Consider the following 13,335-nt stretch of genomic DNA (forward strand, 5'->3'; position numbering starts at 1 on the left):
GCGCCGCGGGGGCCGCCGGGGTGGGGTTTCGTGTGGGTTCCCCCCGGGGGGGCGGGCTCGCCCCGCGGGGGGGCGGGGGGGGCGCCGCGCCGCCGGGGCTCGACGGGGATCGGAGGGGTCAGAAGGTGATGGACCAGGCGTCGATGGTCCCGGTGTCGTAGGCGAACGAGTCCTTCACGCGCAGCTTCCACGTGCCGTTCTTGTTCTCCGCGGACGTGTCCACCTTGTACGTCTCGTGGACGCCGTCCGCCGAGTTCTCGCCACCGGCCGCCCGCAACGCGAACACGGCACCGCTCGGACCGACCAGATCAATCGCCAGGTCGGCCGTGTACGGATGGATGATGTCCACCTTCACCGACGTCGCCGCCGTGCCGCGACCGTCGCAGTCGGACACCACGATCTCCGACGTCACGGCCTCGCCCGCGTCCGGGATCGCCACGTCCTCCGTGCTCGAACCACCCGCGCAGGCCGGCTTCTCCCCGCCGATGAACCCGGTGAACAGCAGCTTGTTGGGAGACTCCGCGCCCGCCTTCTTGACCACCTCCGGCGTGGCGTTGTCGGTCAGGGCCTTGGCCACGTCGGCGGGCGCGGCGGTGGTCGCCGCGCTCAGGTACAGCGCGGCCGCCCCCGCCACGTGCGGCGACGCCATCGACGTGCCGCTGATCGTGCGGGTGCCGCCGTTGTTCCAGGTGGACGTGATGTTCGCGCCGGGCGCGAACAGGTCGGTGCACCGGCCGAAGTTGGAGAACGACGCCCGGTTGTCGGTGTTGTCGGTCGCGTTGACCGTGATCGCCTCCGGCGTGCGGGCCGGCGAGGTGGTGCACGCGTCGCGGCCGTCGTTGCCCGACGCCACGGCGATCGTGATCCCGGCCTGGACGGTCTTCTTCACCGCGTTGTCGACCGACGTGTTGGCCGAGCCGCCGAGGCTCATGTTGGCCACGGCGGGCTTGGCCGCGTGCTGGGCGACCCAGTCCAGGCCGCCGACGATCTGCGACCACTGGCCCGAGCCCTGGCAGTTGAGCACCCGCACGCCGACCAGCTTCACGCCCTTGGCCACGCCGTAGGTGGTGGACCCGATCGTGCCCGCCACGTGCGTGCCGTGGCCGTGGCAGTCCTGCGCCACCTCGTCGTTGTCGATGAAGTCGTGGCCGTCCGCGGCGCGACCGCCGAAGTCGGGGTGCTCCTTCTGGATGCCCGTGTCGACCACGTACGCGGTGACGCCCGCGCCGGTGGCCTGGTAGGTGTACTTCTGGTCCAGCGGCAGGTTCTTCTGGTCGATCCGGTCCAGGCCCCAGGTCGGGTTCGCCTGGGTCTCGGTGGCGTGCGCGAGCCCGTCCTGCTCGACGTACTCGACCGTCGGGTCGGCGGCGAGCCGGCGCGCCTGCTGCGCGTCCATGGCGGCCCAGAAGCCGCGCAGCGCGGCGGTGTAGGTCAGCCTGACCTCGCCGCCGTACCGGTCGACCAGCGCCTGCGCCGTGGCGGCCGTCTGCTCCACGGTCACCGCGGTCTCCTTCAGGGCGACGATGTAGCTGCCCTCCACCGTGCCCGGCCCGCCCGCGCCGAGCACCTCGCCCTCGGGTTGCCGCCCGACGGCGGAGCCGTGGCCGGCGCTCACCGACAACAGCGAAGCCGCCGCGAGACAGGCCGTGACGACCCGTCGCCGGGTCGAGCGCTCGTGTCGCATCGGTCGTTCTCCGTTCCACTAGACCGCCGAGCAGGGGTGTTCGTGAAGACAGGCGGTCACGTGGAACCACCCTCCGGTGACGGGGAACGCCGAACGACCCGGAGCGCACGGGGTAACGCGCGGTGCCTCGACGGCCTCGTCATGGTCCTCGACTACCCGAGCCGGGGCGCGTTCATGCTTCCGGGGCAGTCACCGGAACGGGCGAACGGCCGCGTCGGCTACCCCGATAGGCCCTCTCCCGGACGCGGGCCAGCACCGCCGGCGCCAGCTCCAGGCCGGCCGGTCGGTGCCGCACCGGGTCGAGCGCGGGCAGGTCGCGGTCGACGTCCAGCGGCCGGACCACGAGCCGGCCGACCGGCCGCCACGGTCCGCCGACCTCCAGCGTGAACCCGAGTTCGCCCGGCAGGTCGGCGAGCGCCGCCGACGGGGTGGCGTGGGCGTCGGGGACGGCCGAGAGCCACACCAGCCGGCCCCGCCAGCGGAACGGCGTGACGCTGCCGTACCGGGCGCTGGTCCACGTGCGCGCGGGGCGGGGCAGCACGCGGGCGAAGCACGTCGACAGCAGCACGTCCCACGGCCCCGGCAGCCGGAACGCCAACCCGAGCACGTCGGGCAGGCCGCCCGGCGTGCCCACGCCCTTGGACAGCCGGCCGCACACCTCCGTCGCGCCGACCGGCAGCGGCAGGGCGGGGTCGAACGTCGTGGTCAGCACGCCCTCGAACCACCGGCCGCGCGGGTGGAACGCCTTGGCGTCGCGCACGCCCGCCAGCGCGCGGAAGGCGGGCTCGACGAGATCAGGCACTGCGGGCATTCGGGTTCCCCTTGAGCGCCAGGGCCAGCGCGACCATGCCGAGGCCGAGGCCCAGGTGCAGCCAGTCGTCGGCGTCGTTGACCGGCACGAAGTTCGCCGGGCCGGACTTGTCCACCACCAGCCCGTACAGCCACAGCACGAGGTACACCGCGCCGCCGCCGAGCAGGAACGCCCGGCCGCCCGAGGCCGTGCGCGCCATCGCCAGGCCCACCGCGCCGAACAGCAGGTGCACCAGGTTGTGCAGGACGGACACGTGGAACACGCCGAGCAGGTGCGCGCCCGAGCCGGTACCGGCGAAGGCGATGCGGTCGAGGTCGGCGGTGATGCCCGGCACGAACCCGAGCACGCCGACCACGAGGAACACCACGGCGACCCCCATGGCCGCCGCGCGGACCGGGTGCGGCAGACGCGTGGTGGCACTCATGCGGATCACCTCGCCCGTGACGGTGGTCCCGCTCGGCTACCCCGCGATCACCGCTCGAAACGACCCCGGCCGTCACCCTCGGGCGAGGTGTCCTCCGCCACGGACCGCGCCCCTCCGGCATCGGCGTCGACGTCCCGCGAACCGGACCGCGCACCACCGGGAGCCGACGCAGCGTCCCGCGAACCCGACCGCGCACCACCGGGAGCCGATGCGGTGTCCCGCGAGCCGGGCCGCCCGTCGCCACCGGCCGCCCGCCCGTCGCCACCCGACACCGCCCGACCACCGCCGCGCGAGACCACCCGCCGCCCGCCGACGCCCGCCGTCCGCGCGCCACCGCCGGCCGCCGCACCGCGCGCTTCGCCGACGACGCCCGCGACACCGCCGGGCACCGCACGCCCGGTCGCCGCCGACGCCACGTCCGGGTAGCGGGGGAACAGCCGGTCCAGGTCCGTGCGCTCGAACACCCGCCGCACGTGCGGCGGCACGGCGGCCAGCCGCAGCCACCCGCCCGACCGCTGCGCCCTCGCCCTGGTCCGCACCAGCGCGCTCATCGCCTGCGCGCCGCAGAACGCCACCCCGGACATGTCGAGCACGATCCGGTCGCGCCCCTCGCTCACCAGGCGGTCCATCCGGTCCAACACCCGGCGCGCACCCGCCAGGTCCAACTCCCCGGTCGCCACGACCACCGCGCACCCCGTCCGGTGGGCCTCGACCGACAGCGCCAGCATCCCCGACCCCTTCACGCCACCCGGTATGACTCGTCGTCGTCGCCCGCCCCGAGCAGGCCCAGCAGCAACCCCTCGCGCGTGGACCACGGGCAGATGTCCACCTCGTCGTGCCCGGTCGCGACCATCAGCGCCTCCGCGACCAGCGCGCCGGCCAGCGACTGCTCCGCGCGGTGCGGGGAGATGCCGGGCAGCCGGGCGCGGCGGGGCGCGGGCATCCTGGCCAGCTTGGGGATCCAGGCCCGCAGGTCGTCCAGGCGCAGCCAACGCGGCGCGAACGGCCCGTCGTGCTGGGGCCGCGCCCCGGTCAACCGCGCCAACTGCTGGAACACCTTCGAGCAGCCGACCGCCCGGTGATCACGCACCGCCACGCCCTTCAGCGCGGTCTTCACCCGGTCGTGCACGACGGTGGTCGCCCCGGACCGGTCCAGCGCGAGCCGTCGGGTCATGGTGCGCGCGCCGAACGGGAACGACCGCGCGAACGACGGCTCCAGGTCCGCGCCCGCCGCCAACTCGACCGTGCCGCCGCCGACGTCGAGCACCAGCAGCGGACCGGCCCGCCAGCCGTACCAGTGCCGCGCGGCCCGGTAGGCGAGCCGCGCCTCCTCCTGGCCGGGCAGCACGCGCAGCCGCGTGCCCGCGCGGCGGGCGACCTCGGCGATGACCTGGTCGGCGTTGACCGCGTCGCGGATCACGGACGTGGCGAACGGGACGATCGTGGGCACGCCGGCGCGGTCGGCGACCCGGCGTGCGGTGCGGACGGCGTGCACGACTTGTTCGACGCCTTCCGGGCCCAGCCGGTTGTCCCGGTCGAGGGCTTTGTCGAGCCGCAGGCGCGTCTTGTGCGAGAGCACCGGGTGCAGCGGCGAGTCGGCCACGACGACGAGGTGGGCGCTGAAGCAGCCGACGTCGAGCACACCGACCGGACCCGGTCTTCCGGACATACGTCACCACCATCCGCGAACCTGAGGTACCGGCAGGGATGCCCGGCCGGGGATCGGGTGAAACCGGATTGGGTGAGCCGGCTCCGGGTAGTTCACGGGCATGACTGCTTCGGAAAGGCCGCTGGCGGTGGTGACCGGCGCGTCCGGCGGGATCGGGCTCGAACTCGCGAAGGTGTTCGTCGAGCACGGGTTCGACCTGGTCGTGGCCGCGGAGAACGACGCGGTGCACGACGTCGCGCGCGAGCTGGCCGCCGGTGGCGCGCGGGTCGACCCGGTGCGGGCCGACCTGGCCACCTTCGACGGCAACGAGGACCTGGTCGCGGTGGTCGAGGCGACCGGGCGGCCGGTGGACGCGCTGGCGGTCAACGCGGGCATCGGGATCGGCGGCGACTTCGTGGACGACAGCGACCTGCGGTCACACCTGCGGGTGGTGGACCTCAACATCTCCTCGGCCGTGCACCTGGCGAAGCGCCTGCTGCCCGCGATGGTGGAACGCGGCGCGGGGCGCGTGCTGTTCACGTCGTCGGTGGCGGCGACCGCACCCGGCCCGTTCCACTCGGTGTACGCGGCGTCGAAGGCGTTCCTGGCGTCGTTCTCGCAGGCGTTGCGGGAGGAGCTGCGCGACAGCGGGGTGACCGTGACGGCGCTGATGCCGGGCCCGACCGACACCGACTTCTTCCGCCGGGCGGGGATGACCGACACGAAGGTGGCGACGGGCCCGAAGGACGACCCGGCCGACGTGGCGCGGGCGGGGTTCCGGGCGCTGATGGCCGGGGACGACCACGTGGTGACCGGGCTGCGGAACAAGGCGCAGGCGGTCGCGGGCCGGGTCGTGCCCGACCCCGTCAAGGCGCGGGCGATGCGCGGGATGACCGAACCGGGCTCCGGCAAGTAGCCGAGCCCCGGCGCACGACGGCCGCCCGCCGACCACACCACGCGACCCCGGCAGGCCGACCAGACCTCGCAGCCGCCGGCCGAACCTCGCGGCCCCGCTCCCGCGCCGGACCTGCCGCCCCGCCGACCGCACCACGGACCCGTAACCCCCGCCCGCCCCTGCCGCCGCGGATCGGATCGGCCCTCCGGCCGCGGGTGCCGGGTCAGAGCGCGGGGCTGTCGTCGTCCGGTTCGGGCACCTCGTCCCCGATCAGCGTGCGGTACTCGTCGACCTCCTGCGGCGTGGGGTCGATCGGGGCCTCTTCGGCGATCTCGTCCGGGTCGACCGGCTCGGCCTGGTCGCCCGCGGGCTGCTCTGCTGCCGTCATGGCGGCTGGTTACCCCGTGTGCGCCTGCTCGAACGGGGTAACCACCGACGTGACCATCCACGCGAGACGAGACGTCCCCGCCCTGCCCGACCTCGTGTTCGCCGCCGCGGCCGACCCGGCCCGGCTGGCGTCCTGGCTGCCCGACCCGTACGAGGTCGTGGGCCGCTCGGACGACGTGCTGATCCTGCGCAAGCACGACGAACCGCTCCAGGTCGCCCTCGCCGCCGACTACGACCTGCTGCTGCTGACCTGGACCCCGCTGGCCGGGCACGGGTGCCGCGGCGAGCTGCGGGTCTCGTTGGCGGGCGCGGCCGGCAGCGTCGCCGAGCTGCGGGTGGACGACTGCGCGGACGACCAGCTGCCCGCGCGGATGCTCGAAGCCCTGGCGAACGAGGTTGAACGCGACCTCGCCGCCGGCTGATCATGCCCGGGTGGAGATCCGCACCGCGCGCCCCGACGACCTGCCGCTGCTGCCCCCGATCGAGCGCGCGTCCGGCGAGCCGTTCCGCGACATCGGCATGCCGGAGATCGCCGACGACGACCCGATGCCGCTGGACGCGCTGCGCCGCCTGCACGTCTGGGTCGCCGCCGACCCGCACCCGGTCGCCTGGGCGGCGGTGCGGGAGCTGGACGGCGCGGCGCACGTGGAGCAGATCAGCGTGCACCCCGACCACGCCCGGCGCGGCATCGGGGCGGCGCTGCTCGACCACGTCGGGCACTGGGCCGCGGCACGGGGGCTGACCGCGCTGACCCTCACCACGTTCCGCGACGTGCCGTGGAACGCCCCGTACTACCGGCGGCTCGGGTTCGACGAGGTGGCGGAGCCGTCGCCGGGGCTCGCGGCCGTCGTGGCGGCCGAGGCCGCGCGGGGGCTGGACCCGGCCGGCCGCGTGTGCCTGCGCCGGCCGACGCCGTGACGCCGTTCGCGAGCGATACTGAACGGGTAGACCTCCTCCAGCACACCCGTCCGGAGGTTCATCAAGGTGGTCGATTTCGTGCACGAGGCACTGCTCTACCGCGACGACGAGCAGTACCTCGCGGGAACGCTGCCGTTCGTGCGGGACGGCCTCGCCGCCGGTGAACCGGTGTTGGTCGCGGTGCCGCAGCGCGGCATCGACCTGCTGCGGCGGGCGTTGGGCGGGCAGGCCGAGCACGTCGAGTTCCTGGACATCCGGCGCGCCGGGCGCAACCCGGGCCGCATCATCCCCGGTGTGCTGACCGCGTTCACCGACAACAACGCCGCCGCCAACGGCCGGGTGCGGATCGTCGGCGAGCCGATCTGGCCGGAGCGCACCGAACTCGAGTACCCGGCGTGCGTGCAGCACGAGGCGCTGGTCAACACCGCGTTCGAGGACCGGCCCGCCTGGATCCTGTGCCCCTACGACACGGCGAACCTCACGCCCGCCGCGCTGCGCGACGCCGAGACCACGCACCCGGTCGTGGTCGAGGGCACGCGGCGCAGGCCCAGCGTCGACTACCGCGAGCCGTTCCTGGTCGCCGAGGAGTTCAACCGCCCGCTGCCCGCGCCGCCGCCGGACGCCCTGACCCGCCGGTTCGACCTCGACGCGCTGGCCGCCGTGCGGCGACTGGTCGCCCGGTTCGCCGCCGACGTCGGCCTGACCGCCGACCAGGTGGAGGACCTGGTGCTCGCGGTCAACGAGCTGACCACCAACAGCGTGGTGCACGCGGGCGGCGCGGGCACGCTGCTGCTGTGGCGCGAGGCCGGCTCGGTGGTGTGCGAGGTGCGCGACGCGGGCCGGATCCCGAGCCCCATGGTCGGCAGGCGGAACCCCGGCGTGAGCCCGGGCGGCGGGTACGGCGTGATGCTGGTGAACCTGCTGTGCGACCTCGTCCGCGTGCACACCGGCGAGGACGGCACGGCCATCCGCGTGTACGTCGGCTGACGGGGCGCACCGAAGCGACGTGAGCCGTGTTCGGGATCTCCACCGGCGCGGCGGCGGCTACCGGCAGAATCGGCTTCGTGACTCCCGCACTTCTGCTCGCCCACGGGGCCGGTGGCACGGTCCGCGCGAACTTCAGCCCGCTCATCCCGCGGCTGTCGCGCAAGCGCAAGGTGCACGCGGTGGACTTCCCGGGCTCCGGGACCACCCCGCGCGCGGGCACGGCCCTGGACCTGGACGACCTGGCCGACCGGCTGGTGGCCGCCGCCGACGGCGAGGAGCGGTTCGCGGTCGTCGGCTACTCGATGGGGTGCGCGGTCGCGGTGCGCGCGGCGCAACGGCACCCGGAGCGGGTGACGGCCCTGGTGCTGACCGCCGGGTTCGCGCGGATCGACGACGGAACCGACGAGCGGATGCGGCGCTGGCGGCTGCTGCTGGACGGCGACCGCGCCGAACTGGCCCGCTACCTGCTGACGACCGCGTTGGGCGAGCCGTTCCTGCGCCGGTTGACCGCCGAGCAGACCGACGGGTTCCTGGAGCTGATCTCGCTCACCGTCCCGCCCGGCTCCCCGGAGCAGGTCGACCTGGTGCGGCGGATCGACCTGCGGGAGGAGCTGTCGTCGGTGACCGTGCCGACGCTGGTGATCGGGGCCAAGCACGACCGGCTCATCACGCCCGGCACGACCCGCGAGCTGGCCGACCTGATCCCGGGCGCGCGGTGGGCGGAGCTGGACTGCGGCCACTCCCCCGCGGTCGAGGCCCCGGCCGAGTGGGCCGGCCTGGTCGAGGACTTCCTGGACTCGGTCCGCAACTGACCGCCCGCACGGCACCGCGCACGCCCGATCGCGCCGGACGGGACCGAGCCGCGCCGGCCATGCCGGCCAACCCGGCCGGACGCGCCGACCAGTGCCGGGTCGAGCCCGACCGAGCCGCGCCGAGCCAAGCCGGCCGGGCCGGCGCGGGCCAAGCCGACCGCGCCGGGCGCGCCGAGCCAAGCCGAGCCGGGCCGGACCAAGCCAAGCCGAGCCGGGCCAAGCCAAGCCGGGCCAAGCCAGGCCGAGCCGAGCCGAGCCGGGCCGGGCCGGGCCGGGCCAAGCCGAGCCAAGCCGGGCCGGGCCGGGCCGGGCCGGGCCGGGCCAAGCCGAGCCGAGCCGAGCCGAGCCAGGCCAGGCCGAGCCGAGCCAGGCCAGGCCGAGCCGAGCCAGGCCAGGCCGAGCCGAGCCAGGCCAGGCCGAGCCGAGCCGAGCCAGGCCAGGCCGAGCCGGGCCAGGCCGAGCCGAGCCGGGCCAGGCCAGGCCGAGCCGGGCCAGGCCAGGCCGAGCCGGGCCAGGCCAGGCCAGGCCGAGCCGGGCCAGGCCAGGCCGAGCCGGGCCAGGCCAGGCCGAGCCGGGCCGGGCCGACCCCACCTGCCCCGCCGCGACGATCGCGCCGCCGAGCCGTGCCCGACCGGAGCGAACCGGCCGACCACGCACGTCCCCGACCCGCCCGAGCCGCCGGTTCGGGCGGGTCCGCCGGTTTGCGGTCCGGCCGGCGCGGCTAACCAGGCCGCATGACCAACACTCTCGTCCTGGACGTCGACGGGACGCTGGTGGACACCAACTACCACCACGCCGTCGCCTGGTTCCGCGCGTTCCGCCGCTTCGACATCACCGTGCCGACCTGGCGGCTGCACCGGGCCATCGGGATGGGTGGCGACAAGCTCGTGGCCGCCGTCGCCGGCGAGCACGTGGAGCGCGAACGCGGTGACGACCTGCGCAAGGCGTGGGAGGCGGCGTTCGAGCCGATGCTGTCCGAGATCCGGCCGCTGGAGGGCGCGCACCGCCTGGTCGCGGCGGCCCTGGAGGCGGACTTCGCCGTGGTGCTGGCCAGTTCGGGCAAGCGCCACCACGTCGACCACTACCTCAAGCTGATCGACGCCTCCGGCGTGCCGTCCACCTCCTCGGACGACGTGGAGGAGAGCAAACCCGCGCCGGACCTGGTCGAGGCGGCGCTGCGGCACGTGGACGGCAGCGGCCGGGCGGCGGTGATCGGCGACTCGGTCTGGGACTGCGAGGCCGCGCGGCGGGCCGGGCTGCCCGTGGTGTGCCTTCGCACGGGTGGTTTCGGCGAAGCCGAGTTGCGGGACGCCGGCGCGTCGGCAGTCTACGAGGAGCTCGACCAGTTGCGGGCGGACCTGACCGACCTGCCCATGGCCTAGGAGGAAGCGTGCGGATCGGCTACACCCTGATGACCGAGCAGGCCGGCCCGCGCGAGCTGGTGCGGCACGCCGGCCTGGCCGAGCAGGCCGGGTTCGACTTCGAGGTCATGAGCGACCACTACTCGCCCTGGCTGGACGAGCAGGGGCACGCGCCGTACGCGTGGAGCGTGCTCGGCGCGGTCACGCAGGCGACCGAGCGCGTCGAGCTGATGACCTACGTGACGTGCCCGACCGTGCGGTACCACCCGGCGGTGGTGGCGCAGAAGGCCGCGACCGTGCAACTGCTGTCCGGGAACCGGTTCACGTTGGGCATCGGCGCGGGCGAGAACCTGAACGAGCACGTGGTCGGCCGCGGGTGGCCGCCGGTGAACGTGCGGCACGAGCTGCTCCGCGAGGCCGTGGAGATCATCTCGCAGTTGTTCGACGGCGGGTACGTCAACTACTCCGGCCAGCACTTCCGGGTGGACTCGGCGAAGCTGTGGGACCTGCCCGAGCAGCGGGTGCCGATCGCGGTCGCGGTGTCCGGCGCGCAGTCGGTGCGCACGTTCGCGCCCCTGGCCGACGCGATGGTGGCGACCGAGCCGGACGCGTCGCTGAGCCAGGAGTGGGACGTCTTCCAGGGCGGGACGTCGCGCAAGATCGGCCAGCTGCCGATCTGCTGGGCCCCCGACCGGGACGCGGCGGTCGAACGGGCGCACGAGCAGTTCCGGTGGTTCGCGGGCGGGTGGAAGGTCAACTCGGAGCTGCCCGGCACGGCCGGTTTCGCCGGCGCGACGCAGTTCGTGCGCCCGGAGGACGTGGCCGCCCAGATCCCGTGCGGCCCGGACGTCGGCCCGGTCGTGGAGGCGGTGGCGAAGTTCCGCGAGGCCGGGTTCACCGACCTGGCGCTGGTGCAGATCGGCGGCGACCACCAGCAGGAGTTCCTGGACTTCGCGAAGGGCGAGCTGCTGCCCGCGCTGCGCTGAGGCCACCGTCCGGCCGGGCCCGCTCCCCGGCCGGACCGCTCACGTCAACCGACCCCGGCCGGCCACCCCACTCGGCCGCCCTCGGACACGACAGGACACCCGGCCCCGGCCCACGACAAGTCGCACAGCCCTCATCCGCCCTCAACCACGACGGGGCGCTCGGCCCCGGCCGGCCCTTCACCGTGGCGAAAGCTCAGCCCTGGCGCGTCGGGGTGCCGCGTTTTCCCGTGGGCGGGCCGATGTTCGTCGGCGGACCGGGATCCGGGATCACCACCACGGGCGTCGTCGGCGGCTGGCGCACCGGCGTGCCGGGTGGCGGCTCCGTCACCACCGTGGTCGGGAAGCCTTCCACCGGACGGGCCTCGGTCGTGCCGTGGGACGTGCCGCCGGTCGGGCCGGCCTGCGGCTGCTGCGGCTGCTGCGCCGGCGCGCCCTCGACCACGGTCACCGTCGACGCCGGCGGCTGGCCGGGCAGCACCACGCCCGTGCGCGACGCCTGCTCGGCCACGGGGTCGGCCGGATCGGCCGGGCCGTCCGGCGCGGCCGCCGTGCTCGTCGCCGACCGGCCCGCCCGCTCGCCGGGCTCCGTCGCGGTCCGGTCGCCGAACACCAGGAACCCGATCAGCGTCAACACCACCGCGGCGGCGCCCGCGCCGACCAGCATCGCCCGGTTGCCCGGCTCCTCCGACCCGGCGGCCACGGCGTCGCGGTCCGCCGCCCCGGACGCCGCCACCGCCTCCGCCGCCTCCGCCAACGGCGGCAGGCCGGCGCTGGCCCGCCGCGCCTGCGCGAGCAGCTCCGCCGACTCCGCCGCCGACGGCCGCGCGGCCGGGTCGGTCGCGGTCATCGCGGTCAGCACCTCGACCCACGGCGCGGGCAGGGTGGCGGGCACCCGAGGCGCGCGGTGCAGGCGCGCCAACGCCGCCTCCGTGTCGCCTCCCGGGTACTCGGGCCGCCCGGTCAGGCACTCCAGCAGCACCAGGCCCAGCGCGTAGACGTCGACGGACGGCTGCACGTCACCGCCGCGCACCTGCTCGGGCGCGAGGTAACCGGCCGTGCCGACCAGGACGCCCGACCGCGTCACCCGGGTGACCTGGCCCTGCAGCGCCAGCCCGAAGTCGGCGAGGTAGGCCCGCCGCCCGGCGGTGTCGAGCAGGATGTTCGAGGGCTTCACGTCCCGGTGCACCACGTCGTTGGCGTGCACGTGCGCCAGCACCTCGGCGATCTGCGCCCCGACCGAGGCGACCACCTCGGGCGACATCGCGCCCCGCATCCGGCGGCGCAGCGTGCCGCCCTCGACCGCCTGCATCACGAAGTACGGGCGGCCGCGGAACGTGCCGGTGCCGTACACCTCGACCAGGCCGGGGCAGCGCAGGCCGCCCAGCACCCGGGCCTCGCGGTCGAGCCGGATCCGGTCCTCGCCGGAGTCCCCGCCCTGGAAGAACTTGATCGCGACCTTGCGGTCCAGCCTGGTGTCCACCGCCCGGTACACCTCGGCCATGCCGCCCGTGCCGTACAGGTCGCCGAGCGCGTACCTCTCGTCGACCAGCTCGCCCGTCAGCTCACCGTCCCACATCCGGTCGAACCTCCGCTGTGTCGACGACGTCGGCCCGGACGCCGGAAGTTACCGGCCGCGCGGCACGGCCCTCCACCCGGATTGCCGGGTCGCGGCCGCGTACCCGAAACACTCCCGCCATAAACCGGCAACTTCTTCGGCTTCCCGAAGATGCCGTGCAAACCCCCTGGAGGAAGCCTACGAGCCGATTGCCCCAACGGGACTAGGCCGAACGACGGAACACCGAAGATCACCCTTACGGGGGAGTCTCCGGCGTCCCGTCGTCCGGCACGTGCGGCCGGCGCGTCAGGGCGCGGCGGTCGCGCAGGTCGTCGTGGGCGGGGTGGTCGTCGTCGTGGGCACCGTGGTCACCGGCGGGCCGGCCGAGGCGGGCCGGGTGCCACTGCACCAGTGCGACTCCACCCGTCCGTCGGACGCGTCGCCGTGCGCGAACACGACGTACGCGACACCGGGCTGGAGCCTGATGCCGCACATCGCGCCGCTGGTGGACGTGATGACGTCGACCTGCGCGGGCAGGGTGGCCTTGTAGATCCGGCCGACCGAGACGGCGTACCGGTACTTGTCGTCGTAGGTCACGGACGGGTCGCCGGGCTCCAGGGTCTCGCTCAGCACGAGCCCGTCGAAGACGTAGGTCGCCTGCTGGAAGCGCTGGCCCTCGGTGCTGGGCAGGCAGCTGCAAGCGTTCGCGGGACCGGTGAACACGGCGGTGAGCAGGGCCGCGGTGACGGTGACGACACCGGCCGCGTGCGCCAGGAACCTCAAGCCCCTCATCGGTTTCCCTTCGTGGGGGGCGGACGCCGCCGGGGAGCTGTGGGGGGGGGCGCTCGGGGGGGGGGGACGCCGGCG

Annotated in this window: 15 protein-coding genes; 7 read left to right on the top strand and 8 right to left on the bottom strand. The window is 75.0% G+C overall.

Annotated elements, in window-relative coordinates; all coding sequences use genetic code 11:
- Positions 1 to 118: 118 nt before the first annotated feature.
- The 5 genes from ACFXGA_RS19530 to ACFXGA_RS19550 all read right to left on the bottom strand — a co-directional run bounded on the left by ACFXGA_RS19530 (position 119) and on the right by ACFXGA_RS19550 (position 4,588).
- Complete coding sequence (locus tag ACFXGA_RS19530) at positions 119 to 1,615, bottom strand: S8 family serine peptidase (protein WP_378089760.1); 1,497 nt, start codon at positions 1,613 to 1,615, stop codon at positions 119 to 121.
- Positions 1,616 to 1,856: 241 nt separating this feature from the next.
- Positions 1,857 to 2,495 (bottom strand): hypothetical protein, encoded by a 639-nt coding sequence (locus ACFXGA_RS19535; RefSeq protein ID WP_378089762.1) that lies wholly within the window; start codon positions 2,493 to 2,495, stop codon positions 1,857 to 1,859.
- Positions 2,479 to 2,919, bottom strand: a complete 441-nt coding sequence (locus ACFXGA_RS19540; RefSeq protein ID WP_378089764.1) for a DUF4383 domain-containing protein — start codon at positions 2,917 to 2,919, stop codon at positions 2,479 to 2,481. The genes ACFXGA_RS19535 and ACFXGA_RS19540 overlap by 17 nt, the downstream gene beginning before the upstream one ends.
- A gap of 47 nt (positions 2,920 to 2,966) precedes the next feature.
- On the bottom strand, positions 2,967 to 3,662 hold the full coding sequence (locus tag ACFXGA_RS19545; RefSeq protein WP_378089766.1) for an STAS domain-containing protein: 696 nt from the start codon (positions 3,660 to 3,662) through the stop codon (positions 2,967 to 2,969).
- Positions 3,659 to 4,588, bottom strand: coding sequence for a Ppx/GppA phosphatase family protein (locus tag ACFXGA_RS19550; protein WP_378089768.1), 930 nt, complete (start codon positions 4,586 to 4,588; stop codon positions 3,659 to 3,661). The genes ACFXGA_RS19545 and ACFXGA_RS19550 overlap by 4 nt, the downstream gene beginning before the upstream one ends.
- Positions 4,589 to 4,688: 100 nt before the next feature.
- On the opposite strand from ACFXGA_RS19550, the gene ACFXGA_RS19555 reads away from it, so the two are divergent.
- Entirely contained in the window at positions 4,689 to 5,483 is a 795-nt protein-coding gene (locus tag ACFXGA_RS19555; RefSeq protein ID WP_378089770.1) for an SDR family NAD(P)-dependent oxidoreductase, read from the top strand.
- Positions 5,484 to 5,685: 202 nt separating this feature from the next.
- Here ACFXGA_RS19555 and ACFXGA_RS19560 read toward each other — a convergent pair whose 3' ends face one another.
- Positions 5,686 to 5,850 carry a hypothetical protein gene (locus ACFXGA_RS19560; RefSeq protein WP_378089771.1) on the bottom strand — a complete coding sequence of 55 codons (165 nt, stop codon included), beginning with the start codon at positions 5,848 to 5,850 and terminating at the stop codon, positions 5,686 to 5,688.
- A gap of 49 nt (positions 5,851 to 5,899) precedes the next feature.
- Here ACFXGA_RS19560 and ACFXGA_RS19565 point away from each other — a divergent pair, with 49 nt between their 5' ends.
- The 6 genes from ACFXGA_RS19565 to ACFXGA_RS19590 all read left to right on the top strand — a co-directional run bounded on the left by ACFXGA_RS19565 (position 5,900) and on the right by ACFXGA_RS19590 (position 10,913).
- Positions 5,900 to 6,271: a hypothetical protein gene (locus ACFXGA_RS19565; protein ID WP_378089773.1), complete on the top strand. Its 372-nt coding sequence runs from the start codon at positions 5,900 to 5,902 to the stop codon at positions 6,269 to 6,271.
- A gap of 10 nt (positions 6,272 to 6,281) precedes the next feature.
- Entirely contained in the window at positions 6,282 to 6,767 is a 486-nt protein-coding gene (locus ACFXGA_RS19570) for a GNAT family N-acetyltransferase (protein WP_378089775.1), read from the top strand.
- Positions 6,768 to 6,833: 66 nt separating this feature from the next.
- A complete protein-coding gene (locus tag ACFXGA_RS19575) occupies positions 6,834 to 7,754 on the top strand; it encodes an anti-sigma factor RsbA family regulatory protein (protein WP_378089777.1) in 921 nt (306 codons plus the stop codon).
- A gap of 77 nt (positions 7,755 to 7,831) precedes the next feature.
- Positions 7,832 to 8,566: an alpha/beta fold hydrolase gene (locus ACFXGA_RS19580; RefSeq protein ID WP_378089779.1), complete on the top strand. Its 735-nt coding sequence runs from the start codon at positions 7,832 to 7,834 to the stop codon at positions 8,564 to 8,566.
- Positions 8,567 to 9,300: 734 nt separating this feature from the next.
- Positions 9,301 to 9,948 carry an HAD family hydrolase gene (locus ACFXGA_RS19585; RefSeq protein WP_378089780.1) on the top strand — a complete coding sequence of 216 codons (648 nt, stop codon included), beginning with the start codon at positions 9,301 to 9,303 and terminating at the stop codon, positions 9,946 to 9,948.
- A gap of 8 nt (positions 9,949 to 9,956) precedes the next feature.
- A complete protein-coding gene (locus ACFXGA_RS19590) occupies positions 9,957 to 10,913 on the top strand; it encodes an LLM class F420-dependent oxidoreductase (protein ID WP_378089782.1) in 957 nt (318 codons plus the stop codon).
- 193 nt (positions 10,914 to 11,106) lie between these two features.
- Here ACFXGA_RS19590 and ACFXGA_RS19595 read toward each other — a convergent pair whose 3' ends face one another.
- Positions 11,107 to 12,489: a protein kinase gene (locus ACFXGA_RS19595; RefSeq protein WP_378089784.1), complete on the bottom strand. Its 1,383-nt coding sequence runs from the start codon at positions 12,487 to 12,489 to the stop codon at positions 11,107 to 11,109.
- A 285-nt stretch (positions 12,490 to 12,774) separates the two neighbouring features.
- Positions 12,775 to 13,260 carry a hypothetical protein gene (locus ACFXGA_RS19600; RefSeq protein WP_378089786.1) on the bottom strand — a complete coding sequence of 162 codons (486 nt, stop codon included), beginning with the start codon at positions 13,258 to 13,260 and terminating at the stop codon, positions 12,775 to 12,777.
- Positions 13,261 to 13,335 lie beyond the last annotated feature (75 nt).

This window comes from Actinosynnema sp. NPDC059335 (assembly GCF_042752395.1).
Classification (GTDB): domain Bacteria; phylum Actinomycetota; class Actinomycetes; order Mycobacteriales; family Pseudonocardiaceae; genus Actinosynnema.

Bases quoted from the DNA above. Each gene is read 5' to 3' on its own strand.
- ACFXGA_RS19535 (WP_378089762.1), bottom strand. From the start codon at position 2,495: ATGCCCGCAGTGCCTGATCTCGTCGAGCCCGCCTTCCGCGCGCTGGCG.
- ACFXGA_RS19540 (WP_378089764.1), bottom strand. From the start codon at position 2,919: ATGAGTGCCACCACGCGTCTGCCGCACCCGGTCCGCGCGGCGGCCATG.
- ACFXGA_RS19550 (WP_378089768.1), bottom strand. From the start codon at position 4,588: ATGTCCGGAAGACCGGGTCCGGTCGGTGTGCTCGACGTCGGCTGCTTC.
- ACFXGA_RS19555 (WP_378089770.1), top strand. From the start codon at position 4,689: ATGACTGCTTCGGAAAGGCCGCTGGCGGTGGTGACCGGCGCGTCCGGC.
- ACFXGA_RS19560 (WP_378089771.1), bottom strand. From the start codon at position 5,850: ATGACGGCAGCAGAGCAGCCCGCGGGCGACCAGGCCGAGCCGGTCGAC.
- ACFXGA_RS19585 (WP_378089780.1), top strand. From the start codon at position 9,301: ATGACCAACACTCTCGTCCTGGACGTCGACGGGACGCTGGTGGACACC.
- ACFXGA_RS19595 (WP_378089784.1), bottom strand. From the start codon at position 12,489: ATGTGGGACGGTGAGCTGACGGGCGAGCTGGTCGACGAGAGGTACGCG.
- ACFXGA_RS19600 (WP_378089786.1), bottom strand. From the start codon at position 13,260: ATGAGGGGCTTGAGGTTCCTGGCGCACGCGGCCGGTGTCGTCACCGTC.